The sequence below is a fragment of the Lelliottia sp. F153 genome, assembly GCF_002870005.1.
Lineage (GTDB): Bacteria > Pseudomonadota > Gammaproteobacteria > Enterobacterales > Enterobacteriaceae > Enterobacter > Enterobacter nimipressuralis.
Map to the genome: position 1 here is coordinate 1,277,781 of NZ_PKFT01000001.1, position 14,570 is coordinate 1,292,350.

General features: G+C 57.7%; 15 protein-coding genes and 1 other RNA gene. 4 read left to right on the forward strand and 12 right to left on the reverse strand.

Features of this window, described 5'->3' with window-relative positions; genetic code table 11:
• Positions 1–85: 85 nt before the first annotated feature.
• Positions 86–1,153 (reverse strand): LacI family DNA-binding transcriptional regulator, encoded by a 1,068-nt coding sequence (locus F153LOC_RS06075; RefSeq protein ID WP_102104280.1) that lies wholly within the window; start codon positions 1,151–1,153, stop codon positions 86–88.
• A 75-nt stretch (positions 1,154–1,228) separates the two neighbouring features.
• Positions 1,229–1,840 carry a YitT family protein gene (locus tag F153LOC_RS06080; RefSeq protein WP_102104281.1) on the reverse strand — a complete coding sequence of 204 codons (612 nt, stop codon included), beginning with the start codon at positions 1,838–1,840 and terminating at the stop codon, positions 1,229–1,231.
• Between the two features lie 84 nt (positions 1,841–1,924).
• Here F153LOC_RS06080 and F153LOC_RS06085 point away from each other — a divergent pair, with 84 nt between their 5' ends.
• Positions 1,925–3,346, forward strand: coding sequence for a PLP-dependent aminotransferase family protein (locus F153LOC_RS06085; protein ID WP_102104282.1), 1,422 nt, complete (start codon positions 1,925–1,927; stop codon positions 3,344–3,346).
• 63 nt (positions 3,347–3,409) lie between these two features.
• On the opposite strand, the gene F153LOC_RS06090 is transcribed toward F153LOC_RS06085, so the two are convergent.
• From F153LOC_RS06090 to ffs, 3 genes are all read right to left on the reverse strand, one after another.
• Positions 3,410–3,625 (reverse strand): hypothetical protein, encoded by a 216-nt coding sequence (locus F153LOC_RS06090; protein WP_014069144.1) that lies wholly within the window; start codon positions 3,623–3,625, stop codon positions 3,410–3,412.
• Entirely contained in the window at positions 3,622–3,873 is a 252-nt protein-coding gene (locus F153LOC_RS06095) for a hypothetical protein (RefSeq protein ID WP_100777388.1), read from the reverse strand. The genes F153LOC_RS06090 and F153LOC_RS06095 overlap by 4 nt, the downstream gene beginning before the upstream one ends.
• Before the next feature lie 245 nt (positions 3,874–4,118).
• Positions 4,119–4,215, reverse strand: an RNA gene (ffs, locus tag F153LOC_RS06100) — signal recognition particle sRNA small type.
• A 217-nt stretch (positions 4,216–4,432) separates the two neighbouring features.
• Between ffs and F153LOC_RS06105 the strand changes: the two genes are divergently transcribed.
• Positions 4,433–4,768, forward strand: a complete 336-nt coding sequence (locus F153LOC_RS06105; RefSeq protein WP_146003456.1) for an MGMT family protein — start codon at positions 4,433–4,435, stop codon at positions 4,766–4,768.
• A gap of 36 nt (positions 4,769–4,804) precedes the next feature.
• Here F153LOC_RS06105 and F153LOC_RS06110 read toward each other — a convergent pair whose 3' ends face one another.
• Positions 4,805–5,374 carry a YbaY family lipoprotein gene (locus tag F153LOC_RS06110; RefSeq protein WP_100777390.1) on the reverse strand — a complete coding sequence of 190 codons (570 nt, stop codon included), beginning with the start codon at positions 5,372–5,374 and terminating at the stop codon, positions 4,805–4,807.
• A gap of 204 nt (positions 5,375–5,578) precedes the next feature.
• Here F153LOC_RS06110 and tesB point away from each other — a divergent pair, with 204 nt between their 5' ends.
• Positions 5,579–6,439 (forward strand): acyl-CoA thioesterase II, encoded by an 861-nt coding sequence (gene tesB, locus F153LOC_RS06115; RefSeq protein ID WP_100777391.1) that lies wholly within the window; start codon positions 5,579–5,581, stop codon positions 6,437–6,439.
• A gap of 104 nt (positions 6,440–6,543) precedes the next feature.
• On the opposite strand, the gene amtB is transcribed toward tesB, so the two are convergent.
• From amtB to F153LOC_RS06140, 5 genes are all read right to left on the reverse strand, one after another.
• The gene (amtB, locus tag F153LOC_RS06120) at positions 6,544–7,830 is read right to left on the reverse strand and encodes an ammonium transporter AmtB (protein ID WP_100777392.1); all 1,287 of its coding nucleotides are present in this window, start codon (positions 7,828–7,830) and stop codon (positions 6,544–6,546) included.
• Positions 7,831–7,865: 35 nt separating this feature from the next.
• A complete protein-coding gene (glnK, locus tag F153LOC_RS06125) occupies positions 7,866–8,204 on the reverse strand; it encodes a P-II family nitrogen regulator (protein WP_012016323.1) in 339 nt (112 codons plus the stop codon).
• A 219-nt stretch (positions 8,205–8,423) separates the two neighbouring features.
• A complete protein-coding gene (locus F153LOC_RS06130; protein ID WP_102104283.1) occupies positions 8,424–10,205 on the reverse strand; it encodes a SmdB family multidrug efflux ABC transporter permease/ATP-binding protein in 1,782 nt (593 codons plus the stop codon).
• Positions 10,198–11,970 (reverse strand): SmdA family multidrug ABC transporter permease/ATP-binding protein, encoded by a 1,773-nt coding sequence (locus F153LOC_RS06135; RefSeq protein ID WP_102104284.1) that lies wholly within the window; start codon positions 11,968–11,970, stop codon positions 10,198–10,200. The genes F153LOC_RS06130 and F153LOC_RS06135 overlap by 8 nt, the downstream gene beginning before the upstream one ends.
• Before the next feature lie 42 nt (positions 11,971–12,012).
• Positions 12,013–12,471, reverse strand: a complete 459-nt coding sequence (locus tag F153LOC_RS06140; protein WP_102104285.1) for an Lrp/AsnC family transcriptional regulator — start codon at positions 12,469–12,471, stop codon at positions 12,013–12,015.
• A 116-nt stretch (positions 12,472–12,587) separates the two neighbouring features.
• On the opposite strand from F153LOC_RS06140, the gene F153LOC_RS06145 reads away from it, so the two are divergent.
• Complete coding sequence (locus F153LOC_RS06145; RefSeq protein WP_102104286.1) at positions 12,588–13,634, forward strand: PLP-dependent cysteine synthase family protein; 1,047 nt, start codon at positions 12,588–12,590, stop codon at positions 13,632–13,634.
• A 50-nt stretch (positions 13,635–13,684) separates the two neighbouring features.
• Here F153LOC_RS06145 and cof read toward each other — a convergent pair whose 3' ends face one another.
• On the reverse strand, positions 13,685–14,503 hold the full coding sequence (gene cof / locus F153LOC_RS06150; RefSeq protein WP_102104287.1) for an HMP-PP phosphatase: 819 nt from the start codon (positions 14,501–14,503) through the stop codon (positions 13,685–13,687).
• Positions 14,504–14,570: the final 67 nt, after the last annotated feature.

Consider the following 14,570-nt stretch of genomic DNA (forward strand, 5'->3'; position numbering starts at 1 on the left):
CGCTCACAATTTAAGTCACAATGCCCTGGTGAGAGAAATCGGTAAAGGATCTGACCACGGCGAAGCGAGCCAGATCACAAAAGGATCAGCGCCGCGCCAGCTGCTCAGCCAATAGCGCCAGGGATTTCAGCTGCTGTGCCAGCGCTTCGCGATCGGCCTGATCGGGCGCGTGACGGGCGCTGGAGTGGCGCTCCACCAGCGTGACAGGAAGCTGTGTTTGCCAGAGTTCATCCGTTGATCCGGAAAGGAGCCACTCGACGCTGCGCTCGCCAGCCACGCGAAACGCCTGGCGAATGGTGGTCAGCGGCGGGGAGAACCAGGCGCTGTCAGCGGTATCATCAAATCCCACCACCGACATCTGCCCCGGTACGGCTATCCCTTTTTCAGCACAGGCGCGCATCACGCCGAGGGCCATCTGATCGTTCGCCACCAGAATCGCATCCGGAAGGGCGCTAGCCGCCAGAAGCTGATGACCTTTTTCATACCCTGACGCCGCGCTCCAGTCGCCATGGGCCATCGCACACGGAACCAGATTGTCCTGCGCCAGCCGCGCCTGCCAGCCCGCGAGACGCGCGCGCGAGGAGACGGAACTCTCTGGCCCGCTGAGCAAGGCAATGCGTCGGTGTCCAAGCGCCAGCAGGTGCTCTGCGCCAAGCTTAGCGCCCTGCTCCGCATCAAAGGCCAGGCGATGAACTTTCGCTTCAGGGGAGACGTCGAAGAATAACACTGGCACCGGTGCGGCAAGCTGGCGGATCTGTTCGGCGAGGGGATCGTCGAGGGGAACGTTGACCAGCAAACCTTCCACGCGCTGGGCCAGTAACTCCTGGAGTGCCGCCTGGCAACGCTCAGGATGCTCCACCATCGAAATCAGCACGCTTGCGCCGCACTCGCCCGCGCGGGATTTTACCGCAGAGGCGATTTGCGAGGGCGCATGCAGCGCCAGGTCGGTGGTAATCAGCCCCAGCGTGCGGGTGCGTTTTCCGGCCAGTTGCTGCGCACCGCGATTGGGGACGTAGTGCAGTTCAGCCATCGCCTGCTGCACCTTTTCACGGGTCCTTGCGGAGACGTGCTCCGCGTCGTTTATTACGCGGGAGACCGTCTGATAGGAAACGCCCGCCAGGCGGGCAACGTCATAGAGAGTGATGGCTTTCATGCTTTCCGTATCGCAGCGAGAGATGCCGGTATTCTGGCACAGCGCGGCGGCTAAAGCATGTGAGCGCTTCGCAGTTTAAACAATTCGTTCCGGCTCTGGCACCAGCGTCACCTGCGGCCTCTGACGAAACCACGGCAGGCAGATCTGGATCAGCGGGCCGATAGCCAGCGCGTACAGGACCGTGCCCACGCCAAAGGTTCCGCCGAGCACGCAACCAATCAGCAATACCGACACTTCTATCGCCGTACGCACGCTGCGCACCGACCAGCCCGTGCGGGCGTTAATGCCGGTCATCAGGCCGTCGCGCGGGCCGGAGCCAAAGCCTGCGCCGATGTACATTCCGGTCGCCAGCGCATTGACCACCACGGCGGAGATGAGCAGCGCGCTGCGCGCCACCAGCGAACTCATCTCCGGGAGCAGCGACAGGGACGCATCGGCCGCCAGACCAATCACAATGACGTTACTGATAGTGCCGAGGCCAGGGCGCTGACGTAGTGGGATCCAGAACAGCAGCACCAGCGCGCCGGTCAAAATCATTACCGTGCCGATGTCCATCGCCAGCAGACGGGCGACGCCCAGATGGAACACGTTCCACGGATCGGCACCGAGATCGGCGCGAACAAACATCGCCGTAGAAAGCCCGTAAAATCCCAGTCCGACGTAAAGTTGCAGTAAGCGACGCAGCATGATGGTTCTCCAGAAAGTTATGCTTTCATCCTGGCTGAAAATGGCTCTATGATTAATGTCCAGTTTTCAAATAGTGGACTGCATATGTCATCTCGTCGCTTCGGTAGCCAGTCGCTGGTGCGCCTGTTAGGCCACTGGCAACAGCCCTCCTCCCGCACGCCTTTATGGCGACAACTGGCGGACGCCCTGCGCCTGTTGATTCTCGATGGCCGACTGGCCCTCGATACGCGCCTGCCCGGTGAGCGCGAACTGGCTACGGTGCTCAACGTGAGCCGCACGACGATTGCCAGCGCGCTCGCACACCTGCGCGACGCCGGGTATCTGGAGAGCCGCCACGGCAGCGGCTCCCGCATTATTCTCCCGGACAGCCACGCCGTCCCGACGCGAGCGGCCATCAGCACTGCGCTGGATCTCTCAACCGCCGCGCTCAGCGCCGGGCCGGAAATTCACCAGGCTTATACCCACGCGCTCACCGCCATGACCCAACACCTCTCTCATACGGGTTATGACCAACTGGGCTTACCGGAGCTGCGCGAAACCATCGCTGCACGCTATTCGTCGCGCGGGCTGCCGACGCGGGCAGATGAAATTATGGTGGTCAACGGTGCGGTCAGCGGCCTGGCGCTGGTGCTGCGCATGTTGACCGGGCCAGGCGATCGGGTGGTGGTGGATCATCCCACTTACCCGCTGGCGATTGCGGCAATCCAGGGCGCATCCTGTCGTCCTGTTGGCGTGGCGCTGCCGGAATCGGGCTGGGATACGGACGGCTTTGCCGCGACGCTGGCGCAAACCGCGCCGCGACTGGCGTACCTGATGCCGGATTTCCACAATCCCACCGGGCGCTGCATGGACATCGCCACGCGCCAGACCATCACCGATATCGCCGCACAAACCCGCACCACGCTGGTGGTGGATGAGACCATGGTTGACCTGTGGTTTGATGCGCCCCCCCCGCCGCCGCTGGCGGCGTTTAACCCGCAGGCCAACGTCATTACCCTCGGTTCGGCGGGCAAAAGTTTCTGGGGGGGATTACGCCTGGGCTGGATCCGCGCCTCGTCGCGCACCATTGCCACGCTGGCCCAGACGCGCGATACGCTCGATCTTGGATCGCCGTTGCTGGAGCAACTGGCCACCCTGTGGCTGATTGAGCACGCCGCCACTTTCCTGCCCGCAAGACGGCAGATGCTGACAGAACGCCGCGATCGCTGCAGCACGTTAATGCGTGAGCATTTTCCGGAATGGCGTTTTCACGAGCCAGAGGGCGGGCTGTCGTATTGGGTGGAACTGCCTGGGATGGTCGCCACGCAGCTCGGCGCGCGGGCGGAGACGCTGGGAATTCATCTCGGCACCGGCACACGCTTTGGGCTTTCCGGGGCGTTTGACCGCTATCTGCGTATGCCTTTCTCAATGGATTCGGCGCAGCTGGAAAATGCGCTACTGCGAATTAAACCGCTGTGGAACTCGCTGAACAGAAGTGAAAGTTATTTAAAACGTGGCGTAATATAACCAGCGGGAAATAAAAACTGCTGGCTGCACTAGATGCAGTCAGCAGTTTTCACAGGTTTGTCATCAGTGCTGAGGAGGAATCGGAAAACCTTTCAGAGAAATAACGAAATTTTCTCCTTCTTTCTTTATTTTCGCGCCCGTATCACACCAGTCAGACGCAATGCGAAAGAACTCATCACTTCCTACATTCCAGCCAAGACGTACGTGTTTTACGTAGCCTGAACGAAGCAGATCGCAGGCCTCTTTGTAGTCGTTGGCAGTAGACAGTTGTTGTTTCATTTTCTCTTCTTCAGAAGTTTGCGTAGAGCCTTGATTTCTTTAGGAGTAAAAGGAGTCACACTCTCTTCTTCCGTATGCTGATTATCAATATCCTCTTCCGTTACTCCCGCCTCTTCTACTGCCTCAAACGCCAGCAGCAGCAGTTTTTCTGTCGTCACGCTTAAATTCTCGTTATTCGCTTCGGCATAATGACGAAGTCTCTCTTTTAGCGCTTCATCAATTTTTACGTTTAAGACTGCAGTGCCCATGTTTGTCACTTCCCTTCGGAATAAGTTATTTAATTTAATACACGAAGTTACCGGGGCAATCCACTGATATATTTTTTGCTTATGACGGATTAAAAACACCCCGACATTAATTTGCCAGTCTATTATTACAGGTTTATGACAATATTATTTCATTGCAATGAAGGATATATTACATAACCTCTTTATATTCATGGGCAATATTTTTGAGGGGGAGAAATTTTGAGGGAGGCAGAAATGGGTGGGGGCCCTGCCAGCTACATCCCGGCACACACGTCATCTGCCTTGGCTGCTTCCTTCCGGATCTGACCTGGTAAACAGAGTAGTGTTGCGGGAGAACCAACAGAGCCCCCATTGAGAGCGTTGTTACCCAACGCGCTGGCGCATTATCCCTGCACAGGATCGCAATTGCAAGTTAACCGCGACCGGATGATGGTTTATTGCGCAAACTATGGAATTTATCCGGGATTATGCCCATCCCCGCATGAAATCCGCGCTGGACTGCGCGATTATGCCTGTCTACATTAGACCCGAACTTCCCGCCCTTGTTCCGGAAGAATCGATGACCCTACCAAAGGAGCGCCCCATGGATGAACATGACTCTTTCCCCCAACGGGTCTGGCAAATTGTGGCCTCGATTCCGGAAGGGTATGTCACCACCTATGGTGATATCGCCAGGCTTGCCGGTTCCCCGCGCGCGGCGCGTCAGGTCGGCGGCGTGCTGAAACGTCTGCCGGAAGGCAGTACGCTGCCCTGGTATCGGGTGGTAAATCGACATGGCGAAATTTCACTGACCGGCCCGGATTTGCAGCGTCAGCGCCAGGCATTGCTGTCTGAAGGTGTGCAGGTGTCAGGAAAGGGGAAGATTGATATGCAGAAGTATCGCTGGGTGTATTAACTGCCCTCCCCGCGAAGGAGAGGGCAAAGGTCAGACTTAGTACTGTGTCGGTGCAGGCACGGCAGAAGATGGGTTAACCTGCGTTGGCGACGTTGACGGAACCGTCGTCGCGGCACCACCGCCCTGCTGTAACGGCACGGCAGTCTGCTGAACCGGAACCAGCGTCAGGTCAGCTTTGGTCCCGCCCTGGTTGATCACCGGCTGTACCGTATCGGTAATGAACACCAGTTTGTCGTTCACGGTAATCGCTGCGCTCAGCAGGATACGCGCGTTCGGCTGGATTTCTGCCGGGTTAAATGGCAGCACGAAGCTGAACGGTGACTGTTTCCCTTCGGTACGTACCGCTTTCTGCGACAGCACTTTAGACGGCGCATCGGCCAGAGAAGCATCCGACAGGGTCACCGTTAAGACGGCGTCCGGCGGCAGGGCCACTTTCTGGCGGATCCACACCGTACCGGAAACGTTAGGTTGCTGCATGGTTGGCTGTGTCGTCGCTCCAGCGGCATTTGGGTTTGGCGCTGGCGTCTGGATGTCGGCACTTTTATCCGCACAGGCAGACAGAGCAACCGCTACCGCTAAACCACTAAGCATGTGCACGAGTTTCATTGAGTTCTCCTTATCTTCAATGCACCAGCGGGATCGATCCCGCCAAGAGTCGTTAGCAAATACATAACGTGACTAAGTGTGGCACATATCACTTATATATGCCTGGTTTCAGCCGCTTATTCAGATTATTGCACCCATCGGACCACTCTCCTTTTTACGTTATAATCATCCTATCTTTCGCCACGGCGTTTATTGAGGACCACTATGAGTCAAGCATTGAACAATCTGCTGACATTACTGAATCTGGAAAAAATTGAAGAAGGACTCTTTCGCGGGCAGAGCGAAGACCTTGGCTTACGCCAGGTTTTCGGCGGCCAGGTGGTGGGACAGGCGCTGTATGCCGCCAAAGAGACCGTGCCTGCAGACCGTCTGGTGCACTCGTTTCACAGCTATTTTTTACGTCCTGGCGACAGCGCAAAACCGATAATCTATGACGTCGAAGTGCTGCGTGACGGCAACAGTTTTAGCGCCCGCCGCGTCGCGGCAATCCAGAACGGCAAACCGATTTTTTATATGACGGCGTCATTCCAGGCACCGGAAAGCGGTTATGAGCATCAGAAAACGATGCCGCCTGCCCCAGCACCGGATGAACTGAAATCGGAAACGGACATTGCCCGGGCGCTGGCGCATCTGTTGCCGCCGCAGGTGAAAGAGAAATTCCTGTGCGATAAACCGCTGGAAATCCGCCCGGTCGAGTTCCATAACCCGATGAAGGGCCATATCGCCGAGCCAAAACGTCAGGTGTGGATCCGTGCCAACGGTGCAATGCCGCAGGATCTTCGCGTTCACCAGTATCTGCTGGGCTATGCGTCAGATTTCAACTTCCTGCCGGTGGCGCTACAGCCGCACGGCGTGGGCTTCCTCGAAAAAGGGATGCAGGTCGCAACCATCGACCACTCCATGTGGTTCCATCGTCCGTTCGACATGAACGAATGGCTCCTGTACAGCGTGGAAAGCACGTCGGCGTCGAGCGCGCGCGGGTTTGTTCGCGGTGAGTTCTATACGCAGGGGGGCGTGCTGGTTGCGTCAACGGTACAGGAAGGGGTAATGCGAAACCGGGGGTAATCTGTGCCCTCACCTCGCCCCTCTTCTCGTGACGGTCCGTGACTGAGGGAAAAAATAAAGCCTCCCATCGGGAGGCTTTTTGCTACAGGAGAAACTCAATCTGCTCAGGCGTTGTACGCATTCTCGCCATGGCTGTTCACATCCAGCCCTTCGCGCTCTTGCTCTTCCGGTACACGCAGGCCAACGGTCATGTCCGCCAGTTTGTAGCCGATGAAGGCCACAACACCCGACCAGACGATAGTGATGGCGATACTTTCAAGCTGAACCAGCAGCTGATGGCCCATGGTCACGCCTTCTGCATAGCCTACGCCACCGAGGGACGTCGCGGCGAAGATACCGGTCATGATGCAGCCAACGATACCGCACACGCCGTGCACACCGAACACATCACAAGGGTCATCGACACGCAGAACGCGTTTGAGCGCCGTTACGCCCCACAGACCCGCCAGACCGGCAACGATACCAATCAGCAGCGCGCCGCCGACACCGACATAACCACACGCCGGGGTGATGCCAACCAGACCGGCAATCGCACCAGAACAGGCGCCCAGCAGGGATGGTTTACCGCGTACCACCCACTCACCAAACACCCAGGAGAGGATTGCACCCGCGGTGGCTACCACGGTATTTACGAAGGCCAGCGCGGCGATTTCGTTTGCAGCACTGGCTGAACCGGCGTTGAAACCGAACCAGCCAAAATAGAGGATTGCCGTACCGGTGAAGACCATCGGCAGGTTGTGCGGTTTAAACGCCTCTTTGCCAAAGCCCACACGCTTGCCAATCAGGTATGCCCCGACCAGACCTGCAACCGCAGCGTTAATATGCACCACCGTGCCGCCTGCGAAGTCCAGCGCACCGTGAGACGCCAGCAGACCGCCGCCCCAGACCATGTGCGCAATCGGCACATAAGAGAGCGTCAGCCACACCACCACGAAGATCAGCACGGCGGAGAAACGAATACGTTCTGCCAGCGCGCCGACGATCAGGCCGACGGTGATACAGGCGAATGACCCCTGGAACGCCACGTGGATGTACTGATAGAAGCTCCCCATCAGGGCAGTCAGCTGGATATTTTTCAGCATCGCCCAGTTGAAGTTGCCGAAGAAGGCGTTGCCCTCGCCGAAGGCCAGCGAGTAGCCGTAAACTACCCACAGGACGCAGACCAGCGCGAAAGTCACTGCGACCTGCGTCAGCATGGACAGCACGTTCTTACCGCGGATCAGACCGCCGTAAAACAGCGCGATGCCCGGAATTGTCATGAACAGCACCAGCGCGGTGCAGATCATCATAAAGGCGTTATCCGCCTTGTCGGCTACCGCAGGAGCCGCCATCGCCAGGCCCGGCAGCAGTGCCAGAGACCCCAGAGCTGTTTTGATTGTTGCTTTCTTCATTTTCTCGATCCCTATCACTGTGTGCCAGGAGTTACTTACAGTGCAGCTTCGTCAGCTTCGCCCGTACGGATGCGAATGACGCGCTGCAATTCGGCAACGAAAATTTTGCCGTCGCCAATTTTTCCGGTGTAAGCCGCTTTGCTCACCACATCAATCACCTCATCGAGTTGATCGTCAGCGATAGCCACATCAATCTTCACTTTAGGCAGGAAGTTGACGCTGTATTCGGCTCCGCGATAAAGCTCCGCATGGCCCTTCTGACGCCCAAAGCCTTTCACTTCGGTAACCGTCAGTCCCTGAATCCCCATTGAAGACAGTGCTTCACGAACGTCTTCGAGTTTGAATGGTTTGATGACAACCGTAACCAGCTTCATAGTTCCTCTCCAGTCAGAATTCGATAATGGCCGCGTTTTACAACAGAGGTATTGCAAGGGGTGTGCCAGAGTTTGAAATGGCGAAGAAATCAGGCGGGAAAGGCAGGAAATGGCACTTCTGAAGAAATGGATAAAAAAAACGCACCATGACAGTGCAGGGTGCGTTTCATTTTTGCACCAACAGAAATCCCTGTTAGCGCAGTGCTTAATTTTGGTGCATCAGGCGCTCAGAGACTCCTCTTCGCGCGTGCTGGCGGCCAGCTCTTCTCCGGCCAGCTGCAGCTGGTACATTTGCCAGTAGCGTCCTTTCGCTTCCAGCAGCTCGCGATGCGTGCCGCGCTCGACGGCTTGCCCGCGATGCAGCACCAGAATGGTGTCGGCATCAACAATCGTCGACAGACGGTGCGCAATCACCACCAGCGTGGTCTTCTCCCGCACTTCCGCCAGCGCCTGCTGAATGGCCTGCTCGGTGCCAGAATCAATGCTGGCTGTCGCTTCGTCGAGAATGAGCACCTGCGGCGTTTCAATCAAGACTCGCGCCAGCGCCAGCAGCTGCTTCTGCCCCACGGAGAGGTTATTGCCCTGCTCGCCCAGTTTGGTGTAGATCCCATCGCTCATGGTGCGTGCCAGCTCTGCCAGCTGGACTTTCTCCAGCACCGCCCAGACCTGTTCCTCGCTAAACGGACGGCCCAGAGTGACGTTGGCAAAGAAGGAGTCGGCCATTACCACCGGGTCCTGCTGCACCATCGCAATCCCCTTGCGCAGCACGTCGTGGCTCAGGGTGGAGAGCGGACGACCATCAAGACGGATTTCACCGCTCGTAAGCGGGTAATACCCCATCAGCAGGCTGGCGAGGGTACTCTTACCGCTGCCCGTGTGACCCACCAGCGCGACAAAGCTGCGTGACGGGATATCGAGATGAATGTCCTGCAGCACCAGACGATCTTCGCGATAGGCAAAGGAGGCATGATCAATCTCGATCGTGCCGCTTTTCAGTTCGCGCTCGTCGTCGCCGTAGGTTTGTCGTGGACGATCCATCAGCTCGAAGACGCGTTCACCGGCGACCACCGCCTGCTGCAGAATGGATTGCTGTGTCGTCAGTTCGATCAGCGGCTCGTTCAGACGCCCGAGGTAGCTGATAAACGCGTACAGCACACCCACTTCAATCGTGCCGCCCGCGCCGAAACCAAACAGCATCAGCAGACCGCACAGCACCAGCGCCGAAAACAGGCTCAGCAGCGGACGCAAGAGGAAACCGTCCAGACGCAGGGTTTGCATGCGCGCCATATAGTGCGAGCGGCTCGCCTCGCCCATGCGCTCGCCAAAACGCGCCTGCTGGCGGAACTGCTGAATGACGCTCATGCCGTTGATGACTTCGTTAAAACCGTCGTTAATGTCCGCCAGATAAGCGCGAACCCGGCGCACAATCGGCGTGCTGTAGCGCTGGTAAATCACCATGACAATCAGCACTGCCGGGAAGATGGTGATTGCCACCAGCGCCATACGCCAGTCGAGGCTGAACATCGCCACCAGCATGGCGCCGACGAGCGCGGCACTGCGCAGCACCGTGGCGACCACGGTCACGTACAGGTCGCGGATCACTTCCGTATCGTTGGTGACGCGGGAGATCACCTGGCCGACGGGCTGGGTGTCAAACTCGCTCAAGGGCTGGCGCAGGGCCGCATCCATCACGTCGGTGCGCAGCTGTTGCACTACGCCGACCGCCGCCTGGTTAAACAGCAGCGACTGAGCATAGTGCAACGACGCCGCCAGCAGCTGAAGCCCGACATAAGCCGCGCCCAGCCCGGCAACCAGACCCAGCGGCAAATAGCTTTTGGCGACCATGTTGTCGATGAAATAGCTGATCAGCAGCGGGCCACTGACTTCGGCAATCGCCGCCACCCACAGCATCACCACCGCGATAGAGAGCGGTTTTCGCCACGGCGAACCGTAGGCCAGCAGGCGTTTCAGGGTCGGCCACAGCTGGGTAAACTTACGCATGGGTGGCCTCCTCGTTCAGATCTGGCGCGTCGTCCAGGGCCGCCTCCAGCTGTTGATAGCGGTGCATATCGCGATACCATCCGGGCTGTTCCGCAAGCTGATCGTGGTGCCCGCGCTGGGCAATATGCCCGTGCTGCATCACCAGAATTTCGTTCGCTTCCGTCAGGGCCGAGAGCCGGTGGGCGCTAATAATCACCGTCCGCCCTTCGCCCCACTGACGCAGGTTATGCAGGATCTGGTGTTCCGTGCGCCCGTCGACCGCGGAGAGTGCATCGTCGAGGATCAGAATTTCAGCATTCAGCAGCAGCGCACGCGCAATGGAAATACGCTGTTTCTGCCCGCCCGACAGCATCACGCCGCGCTCGCCCACTTCGGTGGCATAACCCTGCGGCAGGCGCAGAATATCGTCGTGGACGCTGGCCAGGCGCGCTACGTGCTCAATCTCTTCGTGCGTCGCCGTGGGATGGCCCAGCGCGATGTTGTTGGCGACCGTATCCGAGAACAAAAACGGCGTCTGGCTGACGACCGCCAGGCGGCTGCGCCAGGCGTCCAGCTGCAGGCGCGTCAAGGGAATATCGTGAAAACGAATGTCCCCCTGCGTGACATCAAAGTGACGCTGAATCAGCGACAGCACAGTACTTTTCCCGGCACCGGTTGGGCCGCAGATCCCCAGCATCTGTCCTGGGCGCAGCGTAAAGTTGACGTTTTCCAGCGTCGGGCGTTCGGTTTGCGGATACGAAAACGCCGTAATCGCCACCTCCAGCACACCGCGCCCTTCCGGCACGGATTCGCTGCCGTCGTTCACCACCGGTGCTTCCGCCAGCATCGCGCGAATACGGCTGTACGCCGCGCTGCCGCGTTCGACGATATTAAACATCCACGCCAGCGCCAGCATCGGCCAGATCATCAGCCCGAGATACATGGCGAAGCTGGTCAACTGACCGAGGGTCATGGAGCCGTTAACCACCATCCAGCTCCCGCCGCCGATTGCCAGCAGATTGGCGGTGCCAATGGCGATATAAATTGTCGGGTCAAAGCGCGCATCAATTCGCGCCACGCGCAGGTTTTTCGCGCCGGTGTCTGCGGCATCGGCGGCAAACTGCGCCGACTGGCGATCTTCAAGGCCAAAGGCTTTGATCATGCGGATGCTGGTCATGCTCTCCTGCGTTCTGTCGTTCAGAGAGGAGAACGCCGCCTGGGCCAGCTTGAAACGCTCGTGTAACTGTTCGCCGAAGCGGTTGATCGCCAGCGCCATGAGGGGCATTGGCAGCAGGGCCAGCAGTGTAAGCTGCCAGCTGATTTGCGTCGACATCACGATCAGCACCGCGCAGCCCATCACCAGCGAATCAACCAGGGTTAACACCCCTTCCCCGGCGGCAAATACCACGCGATCCACGTCGTTGGTGGCGCGTGCAATCAGATCGCCCGTGCGGTGGCGCAGGTAGAATTCAGGATGCTGGCGGCTGAGCTGACGATAAAAATCTTCGCGTAGCTCCACGGCGAGCTGATACGACGCGCCGAAGAGCAGCACGCGCCAGACGTAGCGCAGCAAGTAGACAATCACCGCAGTCAGGACCAGCGTGCCGATCCACATCATCACCCGTGCGGTGGTGTAATGTTGTTCTGTGACGCCGTCCACCACATATCCCACCACTTTCGGCGGAATGAGCTGGAGAATGGCAATAATAATAAGCAGGGCCACTGCGCCGAGATAGCGTCGCCACTCCCGGCGGAAGTACCAGCTTAACTGAGCAAATAATCGCACGCGGTAAATTCCTGAAGGTATTGTTCCGGCAAGGCCTGGAAGTTATTCAATGGGTAAAGCGGTGGTGTATTTAATCTGTTCCATGGCGAAGCTTGAGGTGACATCCGACAAGCCCGGCACGCTGTTGACCAGCCGTTTGTAGAAGTCGTCATAGCGTTTCATGTCCGCCACCTGCACGCGCATCAGATAGTCGTATTCCCCTGCCATGCGCCAAAAACCGAGCACTTCGGGCATATCAGAAACCTCGGTGACAAACCGGCAGTACCAGTCGCTGCTGTGGTGCTGCGTTTTTATCAGAACAAACGCGGTCAATCCAAGCCCCAGTTTTTCGGGATCGAGCAGCGCCACGCGGCCCAGTAAAACGCCGTCGTCTTCCAGTCTTTTTAGGCGTTTCCAGCAGGGTGTGGTGGTCAGATTAACGGCATCAGCGAGCGCCTGCAAAGAGAGGGTGCAGTCCTTTTGCAGCAGAGAGAGCAGCTTACGGTCAATTTTATCTAACATACCCCGCCTCACAGAGAATAATTTTCTCCTGACATTCTATTTTAAAGGCCAGATAGCAACAATTTTTTCTGTGCTTTTCGCTATCCTAGGCACAAAATGACAAATGGATACACACGATGAATAGCACCTGGGTCAAACACGCAATCAGCGAAATCAATGCCGACTATCAGCGCTCGGCGGACACCCATCTTATCCGCCTCGCCCTGCCGGGGTTTTCCGGAATTCAGCTCTACCTGAAAGATGAAAGCACTCACCCGACCGGCAGCCTGAAGCATCGTCTGGCGCGTTCGCTTTTTCTGTATGGGCTGTGTAACGGCTGGATCAACGAGGGCACCACGATTATTGAGTCGTCGTCGGGTTCGACTGCCGTGTCCGAGGCCTATTTCGCTCGTCTGCTTGGCCTGCCGTTTATCGCCGTGATGCCCTCCTGCACCGCAAAACGCAAAATCGAACAGATCGCGTTTTACGGCGGACGCTGTCATTTTGTTGAAAGCGCCTGCGAGATCTACGCCGCGTCAGAAATGCTGGCCCGCGAGCTGAACGGCCATTACATGGATCAATTTACCTTCGCCGAACGTGCAACCGACTGGCGCGGGAATAACAACATTGCCGACAGTATTTTCCGCCAGATGAAGAATGAACCGCATCCGGAACCGTCTTACATCGTGATGAGCGCGGGCACCGGCGGGACCTCTGCCACCATTGGCCGCTATATTCGCTGCCAGGGTTACGATACAAAACTGATGGTGGTTGACCCGCAAAACTCCGTGTTCCTCGACTACTGGCAAAACCGTGACGCCAGTCTGCGCAGCCCGGTGGGCAGTAAAATCGAAGGTATTGGCCGCCCGCGTGTGGAGCCGTCGTTTATTCCTGATGTGGTCGATGAGATGCTGCGCGTGCCGGATGCAGCAAGCGTCGCCACCGCTCACTGGCTGGAAACGCAGCTGGGCCGTAAAGTGGGGGCTTCCACGGGGACTAACATGTGGGGCGCGCTACAGCTGGCCGTGCGGATGCGCGAAGAGGGCAAGAGCGGTTCTATCGTCACGCTGCTGTGCGACAGCGGAGAACGCTATCTGGACACCTACTACAACGCGGACTGGGTGAAAGCTAATATTGGCGACATCGAGCCGTGGAAAGCGCGAATAGCGCAGATCACAAAATAAAAAAAGCCAGACCGATAAACATCGACGTCTGGCTTGCTGGAAGGGTCTCACTATTCGGGGGAATACGGGAGGTTTGGTTTATCCAGCCAATGAGTCAAAAAATGGGACACCGCTTCGTTACGGCAATGTCCGATAACCGGGAGATGCGACAGCTCAGCAATCAGCTGCGGCATCGCATTTCCCATAATCACACCGCGACCTACGCTGCCCAGCATTTCGCGGTCGTTCATGGCATCGCCAAATGCCATACAATCCTGCATTGTTAAACCGAGGTGGTCGCTCAGGACAGCCAGCGCAGACCCTTTGTTGCATCCCACCGGCAGCACTTCGAGACACTCCACTGCCGAGAAGGTCAGGTGCGCACGGTCGCCTAACGCTTCGTTAAGCTGAATGCGCAGACGGCACAGATCGTCGTGATCGCCGCAGAAACAGATTTTCGTCACCGAGTGCGCAGGGATACGGCGCAGATCCGTCAGCTGGTAGCGAAAACCGCTGTAGACGTGCGCTTTCAGCAGTTCAGGGATCTCTTCGCCCGTCAGCCAGCCGGTGTCGTTAAACACGTGAATACTGGCCTGCGTATCCCAGGTGCTGTGTAGCACCAGATCTGCCACTTCCGGGTCCAGATCCTGACGATGCAACATTTCGCCTTCCACCGAGTGAATGCGCGTACCGTTGCCGGTGATGAGAAAAGCATCCATCGACAGTTTGCCGAGCAGGTGGCGCATCTCCAGAACATGACGGCCCGTGGCAAACGTCAGGGTGATATCACGCTCATGCAGCCGCTTCAGCGTGCTCAGGGTTTTCTCTCCTAAGCGGTGATCCGGCATTAAGAGCGTGCCGTCCATATCAAATGCTGCAAGCCGCGCCATGATGACTCCGAAAATGTGATGGGGTTAATCTGGGTATCAGTATTGCCCGCGATATACGGAAGTAATA